Source organism: Paenibacillus marinisediminis (assembly GCF_054343325.1).
Genome location: NZ_JBTGUH010000004.1, coordinates 22,058 through 35,836, shown reverse-complemented (window position 1 = coordinate 35,836; position 13,779 = coordinate 22,058). Strand labels below are relative to the sequence as shown.

General features: G+C 48.2%; 16 protein-coding genes and 1 other annotated feature. Of the genes, 15 read left to right on the top strand and 1 reads right to left on the bottom strand.

Annotation, left to right across the window (positions count from 1 at the left end; translation table 11 throughout):
- Positions 1 to 13: 13 nt before the first annotated feature.
- From radC to obgE, 15 genes are all read left to right on the top strand, one after another.
- Complete coding sequence (gene radC, locus ACXX53_RS11395; protein WP_458568776.1) at positions 14 to 700, top strand: RadC family protein; 687 nt, start codon at positions 14 to 16, stop codon at positions 698 to 700.
- Between the two features lie 43 nt (positions 701 to 743).
- Positions 744 to 1,778, top strand: a complete 1,035-nt coding sequence (locus ACXX53_RS11390; RefSeq protein WP_458568775.1) for a rod shape-determining protein — start codon at positions 744 to 746, stop codon at positions 1,776 to 1,778.
- A 97-nt stretch (positions 1,779 to 1,875) separates the two neighbouring features.
- Positions 1,876 to 2,772, top strand: a complete 897-nt coding sequence (mreC, locus tag ACXX53_RS11385) for a rod shape-determining protein MreC (protein WP_458568774.1) — start codon at positions 1,876 to 1,878, stop codon at positions 2,770 to 2,772.
- On the top strand, positions 2,772 to 3,299 hold the full coding sequence (gene mreD, locus ACXX53_RS11380; protein WP_458568773.1) for a rod shape-determining protein MreD: 528 nt from the start codon (positions 2,772 to 2,774) through the stop codon (positions 3,297 to 3,299). The genes mreC and mreD overlap by 1 nt, the downstream gene beginning before the upstream one ends.
- A 124-nt stretch (positions 3,300 to 3,423) precedes the next feature.
- Positions 3,424 to 4,083 (top strand): septum site-determining protein MinC, encoded by a 660-nt coding sequence (gene minC, locus ACXX53_RS11375; protein WP_458568772.1) that lies wholly within the window; start codon positions 3,424 to 3,426, stop codon positions 4,081 to 4,083.
- A gap of 5 nt (positions 4,084 to 4,088) precedes the next feature.
- Positions 4,089 to 4,883, top strand: coding sequence for a septum site-determining protein MinD (gene minD, locus ACXX53_RS11370; RefSeq protein WP_458568771.1), 795 nt, complete (start codon positions 4,089 to 4,091; stop codon positions 4,881 to 4,883).
- 7 nt (positions 4,884 to 4,890) lie between these two features.
- Positions 4,891 to 6,042: an FtsW/RodA/SpoVE family cell cycle protein gene (locus tag ACXX53_RS11365; protein ID WP_458568770.1), complete on the top strand. Its 1,152-nt coding sequence runs from the start codon at positions 4,891 to 4,893 to the stop codon at positions 6,040 to 6,042.
- A gap of 173 nt (positions 6,043 to 6,215) precedes the next feature.
- On the top strand, positions 6,216 to 7,166 hold the full coding sequence (locus ACXX53_RS11360; protein ID WP_458568769.1) for a peptidoglycan DD-metalloendopeptidase family protein: 951 nt from the start codon (positions 6,216 to 6,218) through the stop codon (positions 7,164 to 7,166).
- Positions 7,159 to 8,055 carry a M50 family metallopeptidase gene (locus tag ACXX53_RS11355; protein WP_458568768.1) on the top strand — a complete coding sequence of 299 codons (897 nt, stop codon included), beginning with the start codon at positions 7,159 to 7,161 and terminating at the stop codon, positions 8,053 to 8,055. The genes ACXX53_RS11360 and ACXX53_RS11355 overlap by 8 nt, the downstream gene beginning before the upstream one ends.
- A gap of 122 nt (positions 8,056 to 8,177) precedes the next feature.
- On the top strand, positions 8,178 to 9,425 hold the full coding sequence (locus ACXX53_RS11350; RefSeq protein WP_458568767.1) for an Rne/Rng family ribonuclease: 1,248 nt from the start codon (positions 8,178 to 8,180) through the stop codon (positions 9,423 to 9,425).
- 68 nt (positions 9,426 to 9,493) lie between these two features.
- Positions 9,494 to 9,573: a sequence feature (ribosomal protein L21 leader region), on the top strand.
- A 13-nt stretch (positions 9,574 to 9,586) separates the two neighbouring features.
- Complete coding sequence (gene rplU / locus ACXX53_RS11345) at positions 9,587 to 9,898, top strand: 50S ribosomal protein L21 (protein ID WP_458568766.1); 312 nt, start codon at positions 9,587 to 9,589, stop codon at positions 9,896 to 9,898.
- A gap of 10 nt (positions 9,899 to 9,908) precedes the next feature.
- Positions 9,909 to 10,244 (top strand): ribosomal-processing cysteine protease Prp, encoded by a 336-nt coding sequence (locus tag ACXX53_RS11340; protein ID WP_458568765.1) that lies wholly within the window; start codon positions 9,909 to 9,911, stop codon positions 10,242 to 10,244.
- Between the two features lie 14 nt (positions 10,245 to 10,258).
- Positions 10,259 to 10,570: a 50S ribosomal protein L27 gene (gene rpmA, locus ACXX53_RS11335; protein WP_458568764.1), complete on the top strand. Its 312-nt coding sequence runs from the start codon at positions 10,259 to 10,261 to the stop codon at positions 10,568 to 10,570.
- 128 nt (positions 10,571 to 10,698) lie between these two features.
- Positions 10,699 to 11,475, top strand: a complete 777-nt coding sequence (locus tag ACXX53_RS11330) for a Spo0B domain-containing protein (protein WP_458568763.1) — start codon at positions 10,699 to 10,701, stop codon at positions 11,473 to 11,475.
- A gap of 9 nt (positions 11,476 to 11,484) precedes the next feature.
- Positions 11,485 to 12,795, top strand: coding sequence for a GTPase ObgE (gene obgE / locus ACXX53_RS11325; protein ID WP_458568762.1), 1,311 nt, complete (start codon positions 11,485 to 11,487; stop codon positions 12,793 to 12,795).
- A 70-nt stretch (positions 12,796 to 12,865) separates the two neighbouring features.
- On the opposite strand, the gene ACXX53_RS11320 is transcribed toward obgE, so the two are convergent.
- Positions 12,866 to 13,687: a hypothetical protein gene (locus ACXX53_RS11320; RefSeq protein WP_458568761.1), complete on the bottom strand. Its 822-nt coding sequence runs from the start codon at positions 13,685 to 13,687 to the stop codon at positions 12,866 to 12,868.
- Positions 13,688 to 13,779 lie beyond the last annotated feature (92 nt).

The following is a 13,779-nucleotide window of genomic DNA, read 5'->3' as shown; positions in this document are numbered from 1 at the left end:
AGGAGCGATTGTTATGGCATCATACCCTATGCTGCGCGACCTTCCTCAAGATGAACGACCGAGAGAGCGCATGATGCAGTCCGGAGCGCAGTCATTAAGCCATGCAGAACTGCTGGCCATTCTGCTTAGAACCGGTACGAAGGAAGAATCAGCTTTACTGTTGGCACAGCGTGTGCTGAACCGTGTTGGAGGCTTGGATAAGCTTGCTGATACATCCATGACGGAATTGACGCAGGTGCGCGGCATCGGTCCAGCTAAGGCGCTGCAATTAATTGCAGGTCTGGAGCTTGGAAGACGGATGGCGCGAGTCAAGCTTACCGACGCATTCTCGGTGCGCCGCCCTGAAGATGCGGCAGATCTCGTCATGGAGTCGATGCGCCATCTGCGCAAGGAGCATTTCGTGTGCTTGTTTCTGAACACGAAGAATCGAGTGCTGGCGCAGGAAACGATATCGATCGGTACGCTTGATGCATCGCTTGTGCATCCGCGGGAAGTGTTTCGGGCGGCAATGAAGCATGGCGCTGCTTCGATGATCTGTGTGCACAATCATCCGAGCGGTGACCCGGAACCAAGCCGTGAGGACATAAATATTACGAAGCGATTAATGGAAGTTGGAGAGTTGGTAGGCATCGAAGTTCTGGATCACATCGTTATTGGCGATAACCAATATGTGAGTTTGAAGGAACGAGGCCTCGTGTAATATAATAGATAAGATTGAAGGAACTATAAAGGAGATTGACAACATGTTTGGTGGCTTAACTAAAGATCTAGGAATTGACTTGGGAACTGCAAATACATTGGTATATTTACGCGGTAAAGGTGTCGTTGTGCGCGAGCCTTCTGTTGTCGCGATTCGCACAGATACGAAGACGATTGAAGCAGTAGGTGAATCAGCTAAGAAGATGATCGGCCGTACACCAGGCAATATTCGAGCAATTCGTCCGATGAAGGACGGCGTTATTGCTGATTTCGATACGACGGCAACGATGATTAAATATTTTATTCGTCAAGCGCAGAAGCAACGCTCTCTGTTCCCGCGCCATCCAAACGTGATGGTATGTGTGCCTTCCGGCATTACAGCTGTTGAGCAGCGCGCTGTTGAAGATGCGACGAAGCAAGCGGGAGCGCGTGAAGCTTACACGATTGAAGAGCCGTTTGCGGCAGCTATCGGCGCTGATCTTCCAGTATGGGAGCCGACAGGCAGCATGGTTGTCGATATCGGCGGCGGTACAACTGAAGTTGCGGTCATCTCGCTTGGCGGTATCGTAACGAGCCGCTCTGTGCGCGTAGCAGGCGATGAGATGGATGAATCTATCATCCAATACATTAAGCGTCAATATAATCTGATGATTGGTGAACGTACAGCAGAACAGATGAAGATGGACATCGCATCTGCGCTGCCTCTTGATGAGAAAGAAGCGATGGAAATTCGCGGACGCGACTTGCTGACAGGCTTGCCGAAGACGCTGAGCATTACTTCCGATGAGATTACTGGTGCGCTTGCAGACACTGTGAGTGCGATTGTAGAAGCTGTTAAAGTTACATTGGAGAAGTGTCCTCCAGAGCTCGCAGCTGACATTATGGATCGCGGCATTGTATTGACAGGGGGAGGAGCACTGCTTCGCAACCTGGATAAGCTGCTTGCTCGCGAGACAGGCATGCCAGTCATCGTGGCTGAGAATCCACTTGATTGTGTAGCGATTGGTACGGGACGCGCGCTTGATAATATTCACCTTTTTAAAACTCGCAGCAGCTCCGCACTTCGTTCAAAGTGGTAATATAAGCAACTTTAGCAACCTGGCTCCGCGTCGGATCTAAAGTACGGCGCGGTCCATCTATTTCGGACGAAAATGAAAACTGCATTACGACGAGAAGGTGTTTATCCTGTTTAAACTGTTAGGCAACAAGCGACTATTTATTCTAATGGTAGGACTTATACTATTCATTACGGTAATGGGATTCACTCTTGGTGTGCGCGGCAAGCTGTCTTGGCCAGAGAAGATCGTACACGATACAGTCACGTTCGTGCAGCAGATCTTCTACAAGCCTGCTTCTGCTATTGCCGACTTTTTCCATGATGTATCCAATCTCCAAGAAACTTACGAAGAGAATGAGATGTTAAAGGTAGCACTCGCTCAGTATACTCGTGATAAGGCTTGGTATAATGCGGTTGCAGCAGAGAATGAACGTTATAAGGAAGAGCTTGGATTTACAGAGCGTCAGAAACAGCTGAATCTTCCTTATGATTATCGTATCGCACAGGTAACTTCAATTAATGTGGCTGACCCTTTCAATCAGACGATTAATATTAATTTAGGTGAGAAAGATGGCATTAAGGAAGGTATGCCTGTTATCGCGGTTGATGGTGTGGTAGGTGTCATCGGTCGAGTTTATGAGTTCTCCTCTACGGTACAGCTGCTGACGAATATGGATGATAAGGATCCGAATTCTCGCGCGATCTCAGCTACAGTTCTTGGCAAAGAGAACCAGTCCTTTGGTATGATTGAATCCTATGATCAGAGTACTGGAACGTTTACGATGACAAGAATTGCAGAAAGTGATCCCTTGAAGGAAGGGGATACCATCGTTTCCTCCGGTCTTGGAGGTACGTTCCCTCGCGGTCTTGTTATTGGTACAGTTGATTCGAGACAAGTGGGTGACTTCGGGCTAACGCATACGGCGCAAATCAAGCCTGCTGCTACTTATCAGGACTGGCGCGAGTTGTTCGTCGTAGTGGATAAGGCTGAGGCAGAAACACAGGAGACTCCATAATGAATCGTAACTGGATGATCTTATTCATGTTTGTATTGTTTCTGATCGAAGGTACACTGCTGCCAATCTTCATTCCTGATGAATGGATGGGCAGAATTGTTCCTCAGTTCGTCTTTATCATTGTGCTATACCATGCTGTTTACAAGCATCGACATACAGCGCTTCTAATGGGGCTGGGCTTTGGATTTCTGCAGGATGTAGTTTATTATGGACATATGATTGGACCTCATGCGTTCAGCATGGGTCTGCTTGGTTATCTAATAGGCTTGTTGTTCAATACTCGCAATGTGTCGATGGGTACCATGATGGTCATTTCAATAATGGGGTCCTTTGCGTACCAGTCGATTCTATTCGGTATCTATTCTTTGTTCAATCTGCATCAATATACGTTCCAATATGCGTTGATGGAATACATGCTTCCAAGCTTGTTGATCCAATTGCTATTTGCCATGGTCGTATACGTTCCTATGCGCAAATGGTTTGACGCATCTCCCGCGAACAACTCTGCCGATGAAGAAGAAGTATAAGAGCCGTTACGGTGCGGTATGCCGTACGGCTCTTCCTGTTATTTATTTCCTTGTGAAATTTGTGAAGTAATGCAGGAACTTGTCTCATTCATAACGAAAAAGATAACGTTGGGAGGGACGCTTCGTGATGACAGCCAATTCAATGGTTACGATAAAGGGAGTCAAGGACGGTCTTGTGTTCTTGCTTGATGATCAATGTGAATTTGATGATTTGTTGCAGGAATTACGCAACAAACTTGAGCATACGCCTCATTTTTTTAGTGGGCCTATTGTCTATGTTGATGTCAAGCTCGGGGCTCGCAACGTTCAAGATGAGCATAAGACAAAAATACTAGATATATTAAGACAGCGTGGTAATTTGCTTATTCGATCCTTGCAATCGGATGACGAATCGAAGCAGAAAGACCAAGGCTATATCATACAGACACTGACAGGAATCGTTCGTTCTGGACAAGTTCTACGTCATGAAGGGAATCTGTTGTTTCTTGGCGATGTGAACCCAGGCGGTATCATTCAGTGCACTGGTGATATTGTAGTCAGCGGTGCTTTGCGAGGTACGGCGCATGCAGGTTATGAAGGAAATGATCGTGCCGTTATCGTCGCATCTTTATTCGCACCAACTCAGCTGCGTATTGCAGATATTATCAGTCGTCCACCGGATGAATGGGGTGTTGCTCAGACGCAGATGGAGTTTGCATATGTCCATGATGAACAGATGCAGATTGACAAAGTATCACAGCTTCACCGCATTCGACAGGACCTCAAAATGTTCAAAGGAGTGTAAGTAGCATGGGAGAGGCAATTGTCGTTACTTCTGGAAAGGGCGGAGTCGGTAAAACGACGACCTCCGCGAATCTAGGCACAGCGCTTGCTTTGCTGGGGAAAAAGGTATGTATGGTCGATACAGATATCGGATTGCGCAATCTAGACGTTGTTATGGGTCTGGAGAATCGCATCGTCTATGATATATGCGACGTTGTCGATGGACGTTGCCGTCTGAATCAAGCACTCGTTAAGGACAAACGCTTTGACGAGCTGTACATGCTTCCTGCTGCGCAGACAAAGGACAAGCTGGCCATTTCGCCTAAGCAAGTGGAAGACATTATACTAGAATTGAAGAAAGAATACGAATATATTATCATTGATTGTCCTGCGGGTATTGAGCAGGGCTTTAAGAACGCAATCGCAGGCGCGGACCGCGCGATTGTTGTGACTACACCTGAGAATGCAGCGGTGCGAGATGCGGACCGTATCGTCGGTTTGTTGGAGAGCAATAACTTAAGCTCGCCTAAGCTGGTCGTTAACCGTATACGTCCTAATATGGTCAAGAGCGGCGAGATGCTTGATATTGACGATATCATGCAGGTGCTTAACATTGATCTGATCGGAATCGTACCTGATGATGAGCATGTCATCAAGGCGGCTAATCTCGGTGAGCCAACAGTGATGAACCCAGATTCGAAGGCTGCGATCGCATACCGCAATATTGCCCGCCGGATTCTAGGGGATACGGTCCCACTCATGCCGCTTCACCAGAAGAAGGGCATGCTGACGAAGATGAAGAAGTTTTTGGGAATGGGATGATTGCAAGTTGCTGAATAAACTTAAAAGAATTGATTGGATTATTGTCGCTATCCTTCTTTGCTTTATGGTCATTAGTCCGATGCTCATTCATAGCGCAACAGCAGGTGATCCGCAGTACTCTGGTTATCCGTTCAAGACCGTCATATTCTTCGTAGCAGGATTCGGACTCATGTTTGTGCTGGCGCTCTTTGACTATCGTATCCTGTTAAAATATTGGTACATTCCATTCGGAATAACGACGATTTTGCTCGTGGGTATCTTCTTCTTCGGCTCCGATAAAAATGGCGCAACAGGGTGGTACGATCTTCCTGGTTCCATGTCGTTTCAACCAGCAGAGGTTGCGAAGATTACGCTTATTATCGCCCTGGCTTATATGCTGGGCCGCCGTGAGGGAGATCCTCTAACGTTTACTCGTGATCTTCTGCCCATAGGATTAGTAACGCTAATTCCGTTTGGGCTCGTAGTCGTTCAGCCAGACTTGGGGAATGCGCTTATCTACCTGGTTATTTTAGTAGGCATGCTGTGGATCGGAGGAATTAAATATCGCCACATTCTCACGGGAGCGGTCATCGTTGGGGGCTGCCTCGCGCTGGTTATAACGATGTTTACCGCATTTAATGATCAAACGAAGGATTTCTTCGTAAATACACTGGGACAGGAACATTGGTATGAACGAATCAATACGTTCATTAATCCTGAAGAAGCCTCTAACGATGCCAAGCATCAGTCGAACTATGCGATGATCGCGATCGGTTCAGGCGGTCTAAGCGGCGACGGGTATATGGAGGGTGAATTGAAGCGGCGCAGCTTCATCCCGTATACGTACTCGGATGCGATCTTTGTCGTCGTTGGCGAGGAGTTCGGGTTTCAAGGCGGTTCAATCCTGCTGCTGATGTATTTCTTGCTCATTTACAGGATGATTCTTATTGCCTTTCAGTGCTATGACATCAGGGGAGCCTACGTCATTATCGGGGTCGTGTCCATGTTTGTGTACCAGATCTTCCAGAACATCGGAATGTGGATCGGCTTGATGCCTGTTACGGGCATTAACCTCCCGTTTATTAGTTATGGCGGTACTTCCTTGTTGTTGAATTTTATATGTATTGCCTTGGTCATGAGCATCAAGATCTATCAAGAGAAATATCAATTGGAAAAATAAACGATGCTGTTAAAGCATTATATATTGTTGTGATTAGCTGTCTTCTTCGGAAGGCAGCTTTTTTCATATTCGCAGGTCTTATTCATGGTCATGTCCATTTTCATGCTCATATCGTGAACGGGCTTGTCATACATATAGCTACGAGAGCAAAGGACAAGGATGGAGGGACATCGATGAAGGAAGATATCCGCAAACGACGCGAAGCCCGTATACGTCAGCTTACAACCGCGAGTGCCCTAGTAACATCATCGGACCCGGACATTCATCGCCAATCGAGTAAACATGAAGATATTCCTCATTTTCTAAGAAATCAACCGCACATTATGGAACAGAGAGAACAAGGGGATTTGCGCGATACGTATGGTCATCAAGGGTTAATAGATGAGCAGCTTCAAGCTCATTCACGAGCGGATGATCCGCTTATAATAGTTGAACGTGACCCTGAAACGGAGTGGAATGCATCACGGCGGAAATGGAGCAGCCAGTACGGATGGGAAGATCATCATGACAAGAGCGGTCACCGACCAATCATTCATACGTTAAGGCTGCAGATCGTCGGAGCAATGCTTGTATTCGCGATCGGATCTGTTTTGCTCCGTTTTCCGATGCCTTGGACACAGCAAGCAAGCCAGTGGGTAAACACTTCTCTCCAGCAGGAAATGAATCTCTCTGCAATTGCTTCGTGGTATGAAGAAACTTTTGGTGGTTCACCAGCGTTTATACCTATATGGAAGCAGCCGGATAGTGAAGCAGAAGCTGTGCAAGCAGGCACTCGGCTATTGAAGCCAATTGAAGGTGAGCTGCTGCAGCCGTTCACGATATCCATGAAGGGTGTTGAGTTTCTGCCGAAGCATGGGGTTGTTCAAGTAGTTAGTGCAGCCAAGGGCAGAGTTGTAGACGTTGTAAGGGATGTACAAGCAGGCGTAACGGTGATCATCCAGCATACTGAAGGTTTAGTAACGATATATAGTAAGCTGGCCGCCGCGGAAGTAAGTGTGAATGATTGGGTTGAAGCGGGAGATCGGATTGGCTCCATGTCCAAGGAGGGGACTTCCTCCTTATATTTTGCTATTAAGCAGAACGGACAGTTTGTGAATCCGATGGACGTGATGGATATTGATTAACTGGGCAGGTACAAGATATTCGCTGCATCCGCTCTTTGTGATGCTGCTGGCTATGTCAGCCATTACAGGACATGTGCTTGAATTGATTACGTTGTTTACCATCGTCGTTATTCATGAGCTTGGCCATGTGGCAGCGGCTCGCTGGTGCGGCTGGTCGATAGAGGAAGTTAAACTGCTCCCGTTCGGAGGCGTAGCGGAAACGAAAGACGGCGCTGTTTCTCCTGCATGGCAAGAGTGTCTGGTTGCCATTGCGGGGCCGATGCAGAACGGCATTCTAATCGGAATTGCATACCTATGCCGAGTGACAGGGATGTGGAGCGAGGGGTGGGCTGATTATTTTATCGAAGCCAACCTGCTGATTGGCGGCTTTAACCTGTTACCGATTCTTCCATTGGATGGCGGTCGGTTTCTACAGGCGCTAAGCAGCAGATGGATGAGCTTCCATCGCTCATTGCTGCTAGGCGCTTGGATGAGTATCGCAGCAAGCCTGGCACTTGTCCTATATTCGCTGGTTCCTATGCTGCAGCATCAATTGTTCAACCTGAATGTGCTGGTATTGGCCATCTTCTTACTATGGTCGAACTGGATAGAGCGGCGTCATGTGCCTTACCGCTTCGTGCGCTTTCTGATGAATCGACCACAGCGGCTTCGGAGATGGGAAGAGCATGGACAGTTGGGGACACCGATCGTTGTACAAGCCGGAAAGCCAATGACTGATATCTTAAAAAATTTTCGCCGCGACTGCTACCACTTAGTCTATGTTATGGGGCAAGAAGGGCAGATACGGAGAATTATTCCGGAGCAGCAGTTAATTGACGCTTACTTTCAGGATTCATCGAAATGGGATCTGCCGAACCCTAAGTCTAAGCCGCCTGCAATCTCCAGTTAGGAACTCAAAACCATTTTCTATGATATAGGCTGAAATGTATCTATGTTCCACAAACCGACATGTTCACTGCTTCCTTCTTCATGATAAAATAAATGTTGACGCGCTTGAGCAGGAGTGATGCCATGAATCAGATAATTGTTCACTGTGAGGAACAGATAACGCAGATGGCGTTGCTGGAGCAAGGTCAGTTGATCGAATATGCAGTAGAACGCGCAGAGAAAACAATGCTTGTGGGCAGCTTTTTTAAAGGACGCGTCGTAAATGTGCTTCCCGGGATGCAAGCTGCATTCGTCGATATCGGACATAAGAAGAATGCATTCTTATATGTTGATGACTGTTTACACCCTCATCTAGAGAAGCAACCGAAACAGAAACCGCCTATATCAAGTATGCTTCGTGTTGGACAAGAACTAATCGTACAAGTGATGAAAGAGCCGCTAGGCGGCAAAGGAGCTCGCGTAACGACGCATTACTCGCTGCCAGGGAGATATGTGGTTTATATGCCTAAGGCAGATTACGTAGGCGTGTCGAAGAAGATTGATCGAGAGTCTGAGCGTTCACGATTGAAGCAGCTCGGCGATCGCATTCGCAAGGACGAGGAAGGAATCATTATCCGGACGGTAGCGCAGGATGTGCCGACGGAGATGCTGGAAGCGGATATCGAAGCATTGCGCAAGCAGTGGGTAAGGATAATGCAGCGGTCGCTACCTGCTGGAGTTCCTTCGCTTCTGCACCATGATCTTAACATGGTTGAACGACTCATACGCGATGCTTTCTCGCGTCATGTGGATGAGCTGCTAATTGATGATGAACGCGAGCTTACACATGTTCTGTCATTTGTTCGTACCTTTGATCCGGAATTAAGTGAACGTGTTCGTGTGTATCATGACCGTGTGCCCATTTTCAAACGCTATGGCATATCAGAACAGCTGGAGACAGCCTTCCAGCGCAAGATATGGCTTAAGAGCGGCGGTTACCTCGTATGGGACCAGACGGAAGCACTGACGGTCGTAGATGTGAACACGGGCAAATATACCGGCACGACGCACTTGGAAGATACCGTTTACTTGACGAATATGGAAGCGGCGGAAGAAATCGCGCGTCTCATTCGTTTGCGAGATATCGGCGGCATTATTATTATCGATTTTATCGATATGAATACAGAAGAGCATCGGCAGCATGTTGAAGAACGTCTAGAGGCGACGATAAAGAAAGACCGCACTAAATGTCTGGTCGTAGGATGGACTAAGCTGGGCTTGCTTGAGATCACGCGCAAAAAGGTGCGTGAACAGGTGATGAATCGGATGTATTCGGTATGTCCAGTATGTGAAGGTACGGGGAAGAAAGCACAAGCTAGCTGGCAAGTGTAATTCATTGTTGATTTATCAGGTGGCTTGTGCTATTATCATTGAGTATGTGTCTAGTTTAATTACCTGCACACATGCTGTAACCGCTCGGAACAGGTTCACAAGTATGGCTTATGGTCATCACCTGATTATGGCGAGTCTGAGACATGAGGAGGTGCAACACAATGTACGCAATTATCGAAACAGGCGGTAAGCAATACAAGGTTCAACAAGGCGATGTATTGTACATCGAGAAGCTGAACGCTGCTGAAGGAGAAAGTGTAACATTTGACCGCGTATTGGCAGTGTCCAAAGACGGAGGTCTTGTTACAGGTGCTCCAGTGGTAGCAGGTGCTGCTGTTACGGCGAAAGTTGAAAAGCATGGAAAAGGCGCGAAAGTTCTCGTGTACAAGTACAAAGCTAAGAAAAACTACCGTCGCAAGCAAGGTCACCGTCAGCCATTCACTAAAGTAACAATCGAAAGCATCAACGCGTAAGAGGTGTGACATGATTCGTGTCATTATCACACGGAAACGAGATGGTTCGATTGACAGCTTCTCCGTCAAAGGACACGCAAACTATGCCAAGCATGGCGAAGATATTGTGTGTGCAGGCGTGTCAGCCGTAACCGTGGGCGTTGTAAACGCGATTGAAGCTCTAACTGGTGTAATTATGGACAGCCGAATGAAGGATGGATTTCTAAGCAGCGGTGTTCCGCAGCTTGAGAATGAACGGACTTCAGAGCAGGTTCAACTCCTGTTAGAATCCATGATTGTTAGCTTGAAGTCTATTGAAGATTCATACGGATCGTATCTTCAGATACAAGAGAAGAACAATAAATAAAGGAGGTAGACAACATGTTGAAGCTGAACCTTCAGTTATTCGCATCTAAAAAGGGTGTTGGTTCCACAAAGAACGGACGTGACTCTGAATCTAAGCGCCTAGGCGTTAAGCGTGCAGACGGTCAAGGCGTTACAGCTGGAAGCATCTTGGTTCGCCAACGCGGAACTAAGATTCACCCAGGCAACAACGTTGGTATTGGTAAAGACGACACGCTCTTCGCTAAAGTAGAAGGCGTTGTTAAATTCGAACGTTGGGGTCGCGATCGCAAGAAAGTGAGCGTCTACCCAGTTGACGCTGCACCGGTTGCAGCAGCTGTGGAAGCATAAGACGTCTTCTGAAACCCTCGGCTAACGCCGAGGGTTTTTTGGTATATAGATTGCATGACGAGGATGCGTAGACATGCTATACTATAGCTTGGAATTGGTATGTATACGTGAAATGGAGCGGTGAGCATATGTTAAGCAGTACCCGTATGGGGATGGGGTTGTGCCTGTTCGTTGCGCTCGGTTCAGCCGCAGCGTTAATCGGATGGGATATCCCGCTGTTATGGCGTATAATCGCTGTCGCACTACTCATCATAAGCATAGGTACCGGAGTTAGAATCTTCGATCAGGAGAAGATGCGGCAGCAGCAGCGTCTAATTCAGGCCGCTTCTAGGCAAGCGGTGGACATCTTGAATCACCAACGTCATGACTGGATGAACGACCTGCAGTTGTTATATGGTTATGTGCGGTTAAACAAGCTTGACAAGCTGCCTCAATGTGTGGAGCAGATCAAGCTTCGCATGGAGGAAGAGAGTCGGATTGCTAAGCTTGGGTATTCGGAGCTCATACTATTTCTGATGCAGCTGCGGCTATCAGGCAGCACGATGCCGATTGAAGTCCATATCCCTGAAGCTATCGAGCTTTCCAAGCTAAAGTTAAGCTTAAGCTCTGATGAGTTGATGGATATGATTGCGAAAAGCGTAATGATATTTCGAACTGCACCGAAGCCTCAAGACAGCTATGAATGTTATGCAGCGCTTAGGCTATCGTTGATCAGACAGGAAGATCAATTCATTGTACGCTATGAATACGGTGGGAAACTGCTTCGGCCGGACGATGTGAAGTATCAATATGAACAAATGGCAACTGAACGCGGCGTGCGGCTGGAGCAGTTGTCGAACAAGGAACAGGATGCAAACGGTGATTTCCCTGTACTGCAGTGGATGTTGCCATGCATGACTGAATGAGGTGACAGCATGTTTGTAGATAAAGCGAAGATATATGTTAAAGGCGGCGACGGAGGCGATGGTCTCGTTGCGTTTCGTCGTGAAAAATACGTCCCGAATGGCGGCCCTGCGGGCGGCGACGGCGGGAATGGCGGCGACGTCATCTTTCGAGTCGATGAGGGACTAAGAACACTCGTAGACTTTCGATATCAGAAGCACTTCAAGGCGGAGCGCGGGGTGAAAGGACGCAATAAGAGTCAGCACGGCGCGAATGCAGAGCACATGATCGTGCGTGTTCCACCTGGAACGGTTATCGTTGACGATGATACGCAGGATGTAATTGCGGATCTAACTCGTCACGGCCAACAGGTTGTTATTGCGAAGGGCGGACGAGGCGGACGAGGCAATATTCGCTTCGCGACACCGACGAATCCGGCGCCTGAACTGGCGGAACACGGTCAAGAAGGACAAGAACGTTGGGTCGTGCTTGAGCTGAAGGTTATGGCGGATGTAGGACTGGTAGGTTTTCCGAGCGTTGGGAAATCAACGCTGCTGTCGGTCGTATCCAGCGCTCAGCCGAAGATCGGCGCGTACCACTTCACAACGATCACACCTAACTTGGGTGTGGTGGATGTAGGTGACGGCAGAAGCTTCGTGATGGCGGATCTGCCAGGATTGATCGAAGGCGCTCATACCGGCGTTGGACTCGGCCATGAGTTCCTGCGCCATGTCGAGCGGACGCGAGTTATCATCCACGTCGTAGATATGGCGGGTACAGAAGGGCGCGATCCATTCGAGGATTGGCAGAAGATTAATGACGAGCTTAGACTGTACAATGCGAAGCTGGCTGAACGTCCTCAGATCGTTGCCGCGAACAAGATGGATATGCCGGAAGCGGCAGAGTACTTGGAGAGCTTCCGTGAGCAATTAAAGGAAGTTCGCCCAGATATCGAGATTATGCCAATCTCGTCGTTAACGAAGAAAGGTGTGCAGGAGCTGCTGTATAAAGCGATGAGCACGCTGGAACAGCTCCCAGTAGCACCGGAGGTTGAGGAAGTAGCTGAGGTGGAAGAGCGGAAGATCTACCGTCTCGAGAAGAAGGAAGAGACGGAGTTCACGATTCGCCGCGAGAACGATATCTTCGTTGTGGAGAGCGCGGCAATCGAGAGCATGCTGAAGCGCATGCAGATGAATTCGCATGACGCGATCCTGCTCTTTGCGCGCACCTTGCGCCGCATGGGCGTTGATGATGCATTGCGCAAGCGCGGAGCGAAGGATGGCACGATCATTCGAATTGCCGACTTTGAATTCGAATTCGTCGAAGGCAGCAGCTATTATTGATGAGATAAGCGCGCTGCAACACAAAAACAGTAGTCCAGGAAAGTTTTTTCCTGGGCTACTGTTTTTTTACTTATACAGTGGAACCAGGAGGGAGCATCGCTCTCGCTTTCGAGATGACGCCCTTTATTTCTTGCTCGAGCTTCATGATCGCTTCTTTATGCGTGACGATGGTGCGGACATGAGATGCTAACGTGGTGAGTGACTTATTCAACAGCTTGACATCTTTCAGCTTAATTGCCTGATATACACTGCTCTTCATCGTTGACGTCTGCTTATTAAGCGCTGTGACGGAGCTTCGTTCACTCTTGATCCGCGCTTCAAGCTTGTCGATTCCTGCTAGTGTATCGCGGATTCGCTTCATGAGGCTCGCTGCTTGATCCTTCGCAGCCTTAAGTGCGGCTTCCTTCGACTTGATGTCCTCGCGCGCGAGCTGAACGAGCAGCTTGATCTGATCCGCCTGAAGGCTAAGGATCGAGGTCAAATCTTTATCCTTCAGCTTGCGGGCGGCTGCCAGCTGTTGATTGATTAAAGTGTAGGAATTGAACAGCGGCTTGTAACGATCCTTCGTCTGCTGCAGCTTGGCATCCAGTGAAGCCAGCTTAGCAGAGTCGATCTGCATGATCTCCTTTCTTAGCTTACTTTCCGCGGCATCATTCTCGCTGCTGAGCGTCTTGATGCTCTGATCGAGCTGCGTGATCTGGCGTTGATAATCAAGCGCCTGCTGATAGAGTGCTTTCATAGACTTAGCCTGAGCGGCGTCCGCATCCTCCATAAGCTTGTCAAACGCTTTCTTCATCGTGGCTGATAATTCGACTGATTCTGCTGCCGCACTAAGCGGAGCCAGCATAAACAATACGCATGCCATGAAGATCATCATACTCCTTTTAATCATAAACGAACCTCCCTCATCGTCGCTAAAACGACAAAAGCACCCGCAAGACAGGTCGATATCGACCATATCTTACGGGTGCTACCATCGTAAGC

What these genes read in the sequence shown, in the direction of transcription:
- radC (WP_458568776.1), top strand. Translation starts at nt 14, where the DNA reads ATGGCATCATACCCTATGCTGCGCGACCTTCCTCAAGATGAACGACCG.
- ACXX53_RS11390 (WP_458568775.1), top strand. Translation starts at nt 744, where the DNA reads ATGTTTGGTGGCTTAACTAAAGATCTAGGAATTGACTTGGGAACTGCA.
- mreD (WP_458568773.1), top strand. Translation starts at nt 2,772, where the DNA reads ATGAATCGTAACTGGATGATCTTATTCATGTTTGTATTGTTTCTGATC.
- minD (WP_458568771.1), top strand. Translation starts at nt 4,089, where the DNA reads ATGGGAGAGGCAATTGTCGTTACTTCTGGAAAGGGCGGAGTCGGTAAA.
- ACXX53_RS11360 (WP_458568769.1), top strand. Translation starts at nt 6,216, where the DNA reads ATGAAGGAAGATATCCGCAAACGACGCGAAGCCCGTATACGTCAGCTT.
- ACXX53_RS11350 (WP_458568767.1), top strand. Translation starts at nt 8,178, where the DNA reads ATGAATCAGATAATTGTTCACTGTGAGGAACAGATAACGCAGATGGCG.
- rplU (WP_458568766.1), top strand. Translation starts at nt 9,587, where the DNA reads ATGTACGCAATTATCGAAACAGGCGGTAAGCAATACAAGGTTCAACAA.
- ACXX53_RS11340 (WP_458568765.1), top strand. Translation starts at nt 9,909, where the DNA reads ATGATTCGTGTCATTATCACACGGAAACGAGATGGTTCGATTGACAGC.
- rpmA (WP_458568764.1), top strand. Translation starts at nt 10,259, where the DNA reads ATGTTGAAGCTGAACCTTCAGTTATTCGCATCTAAAAAGGGTGTTGGT.
- ACXX53_RS11330 (WP_458568763.1), top strand. Translation starts at nt 10,699, where the DNA reads ATGTTAAGCAGTACCCGTATGGGGATGGGGTTGTGCCTGTTCGTTGCG.
- obgE (WP_458568762.1), top strand. Translation starts at nt 11,485, where the DNA reads ATGTTTGTAGATAAAGCGAAGATATATGTTAAAGGCGGCGACGGAGGC.
- ACXX53_RS11320 (WP_458568761.1), bottom strand. Translation starts at nt 13,687, where the DNA reads ATGATTAAAAGGAGTATGATGATCTTCATGGCATGCGTATTGTTTATG.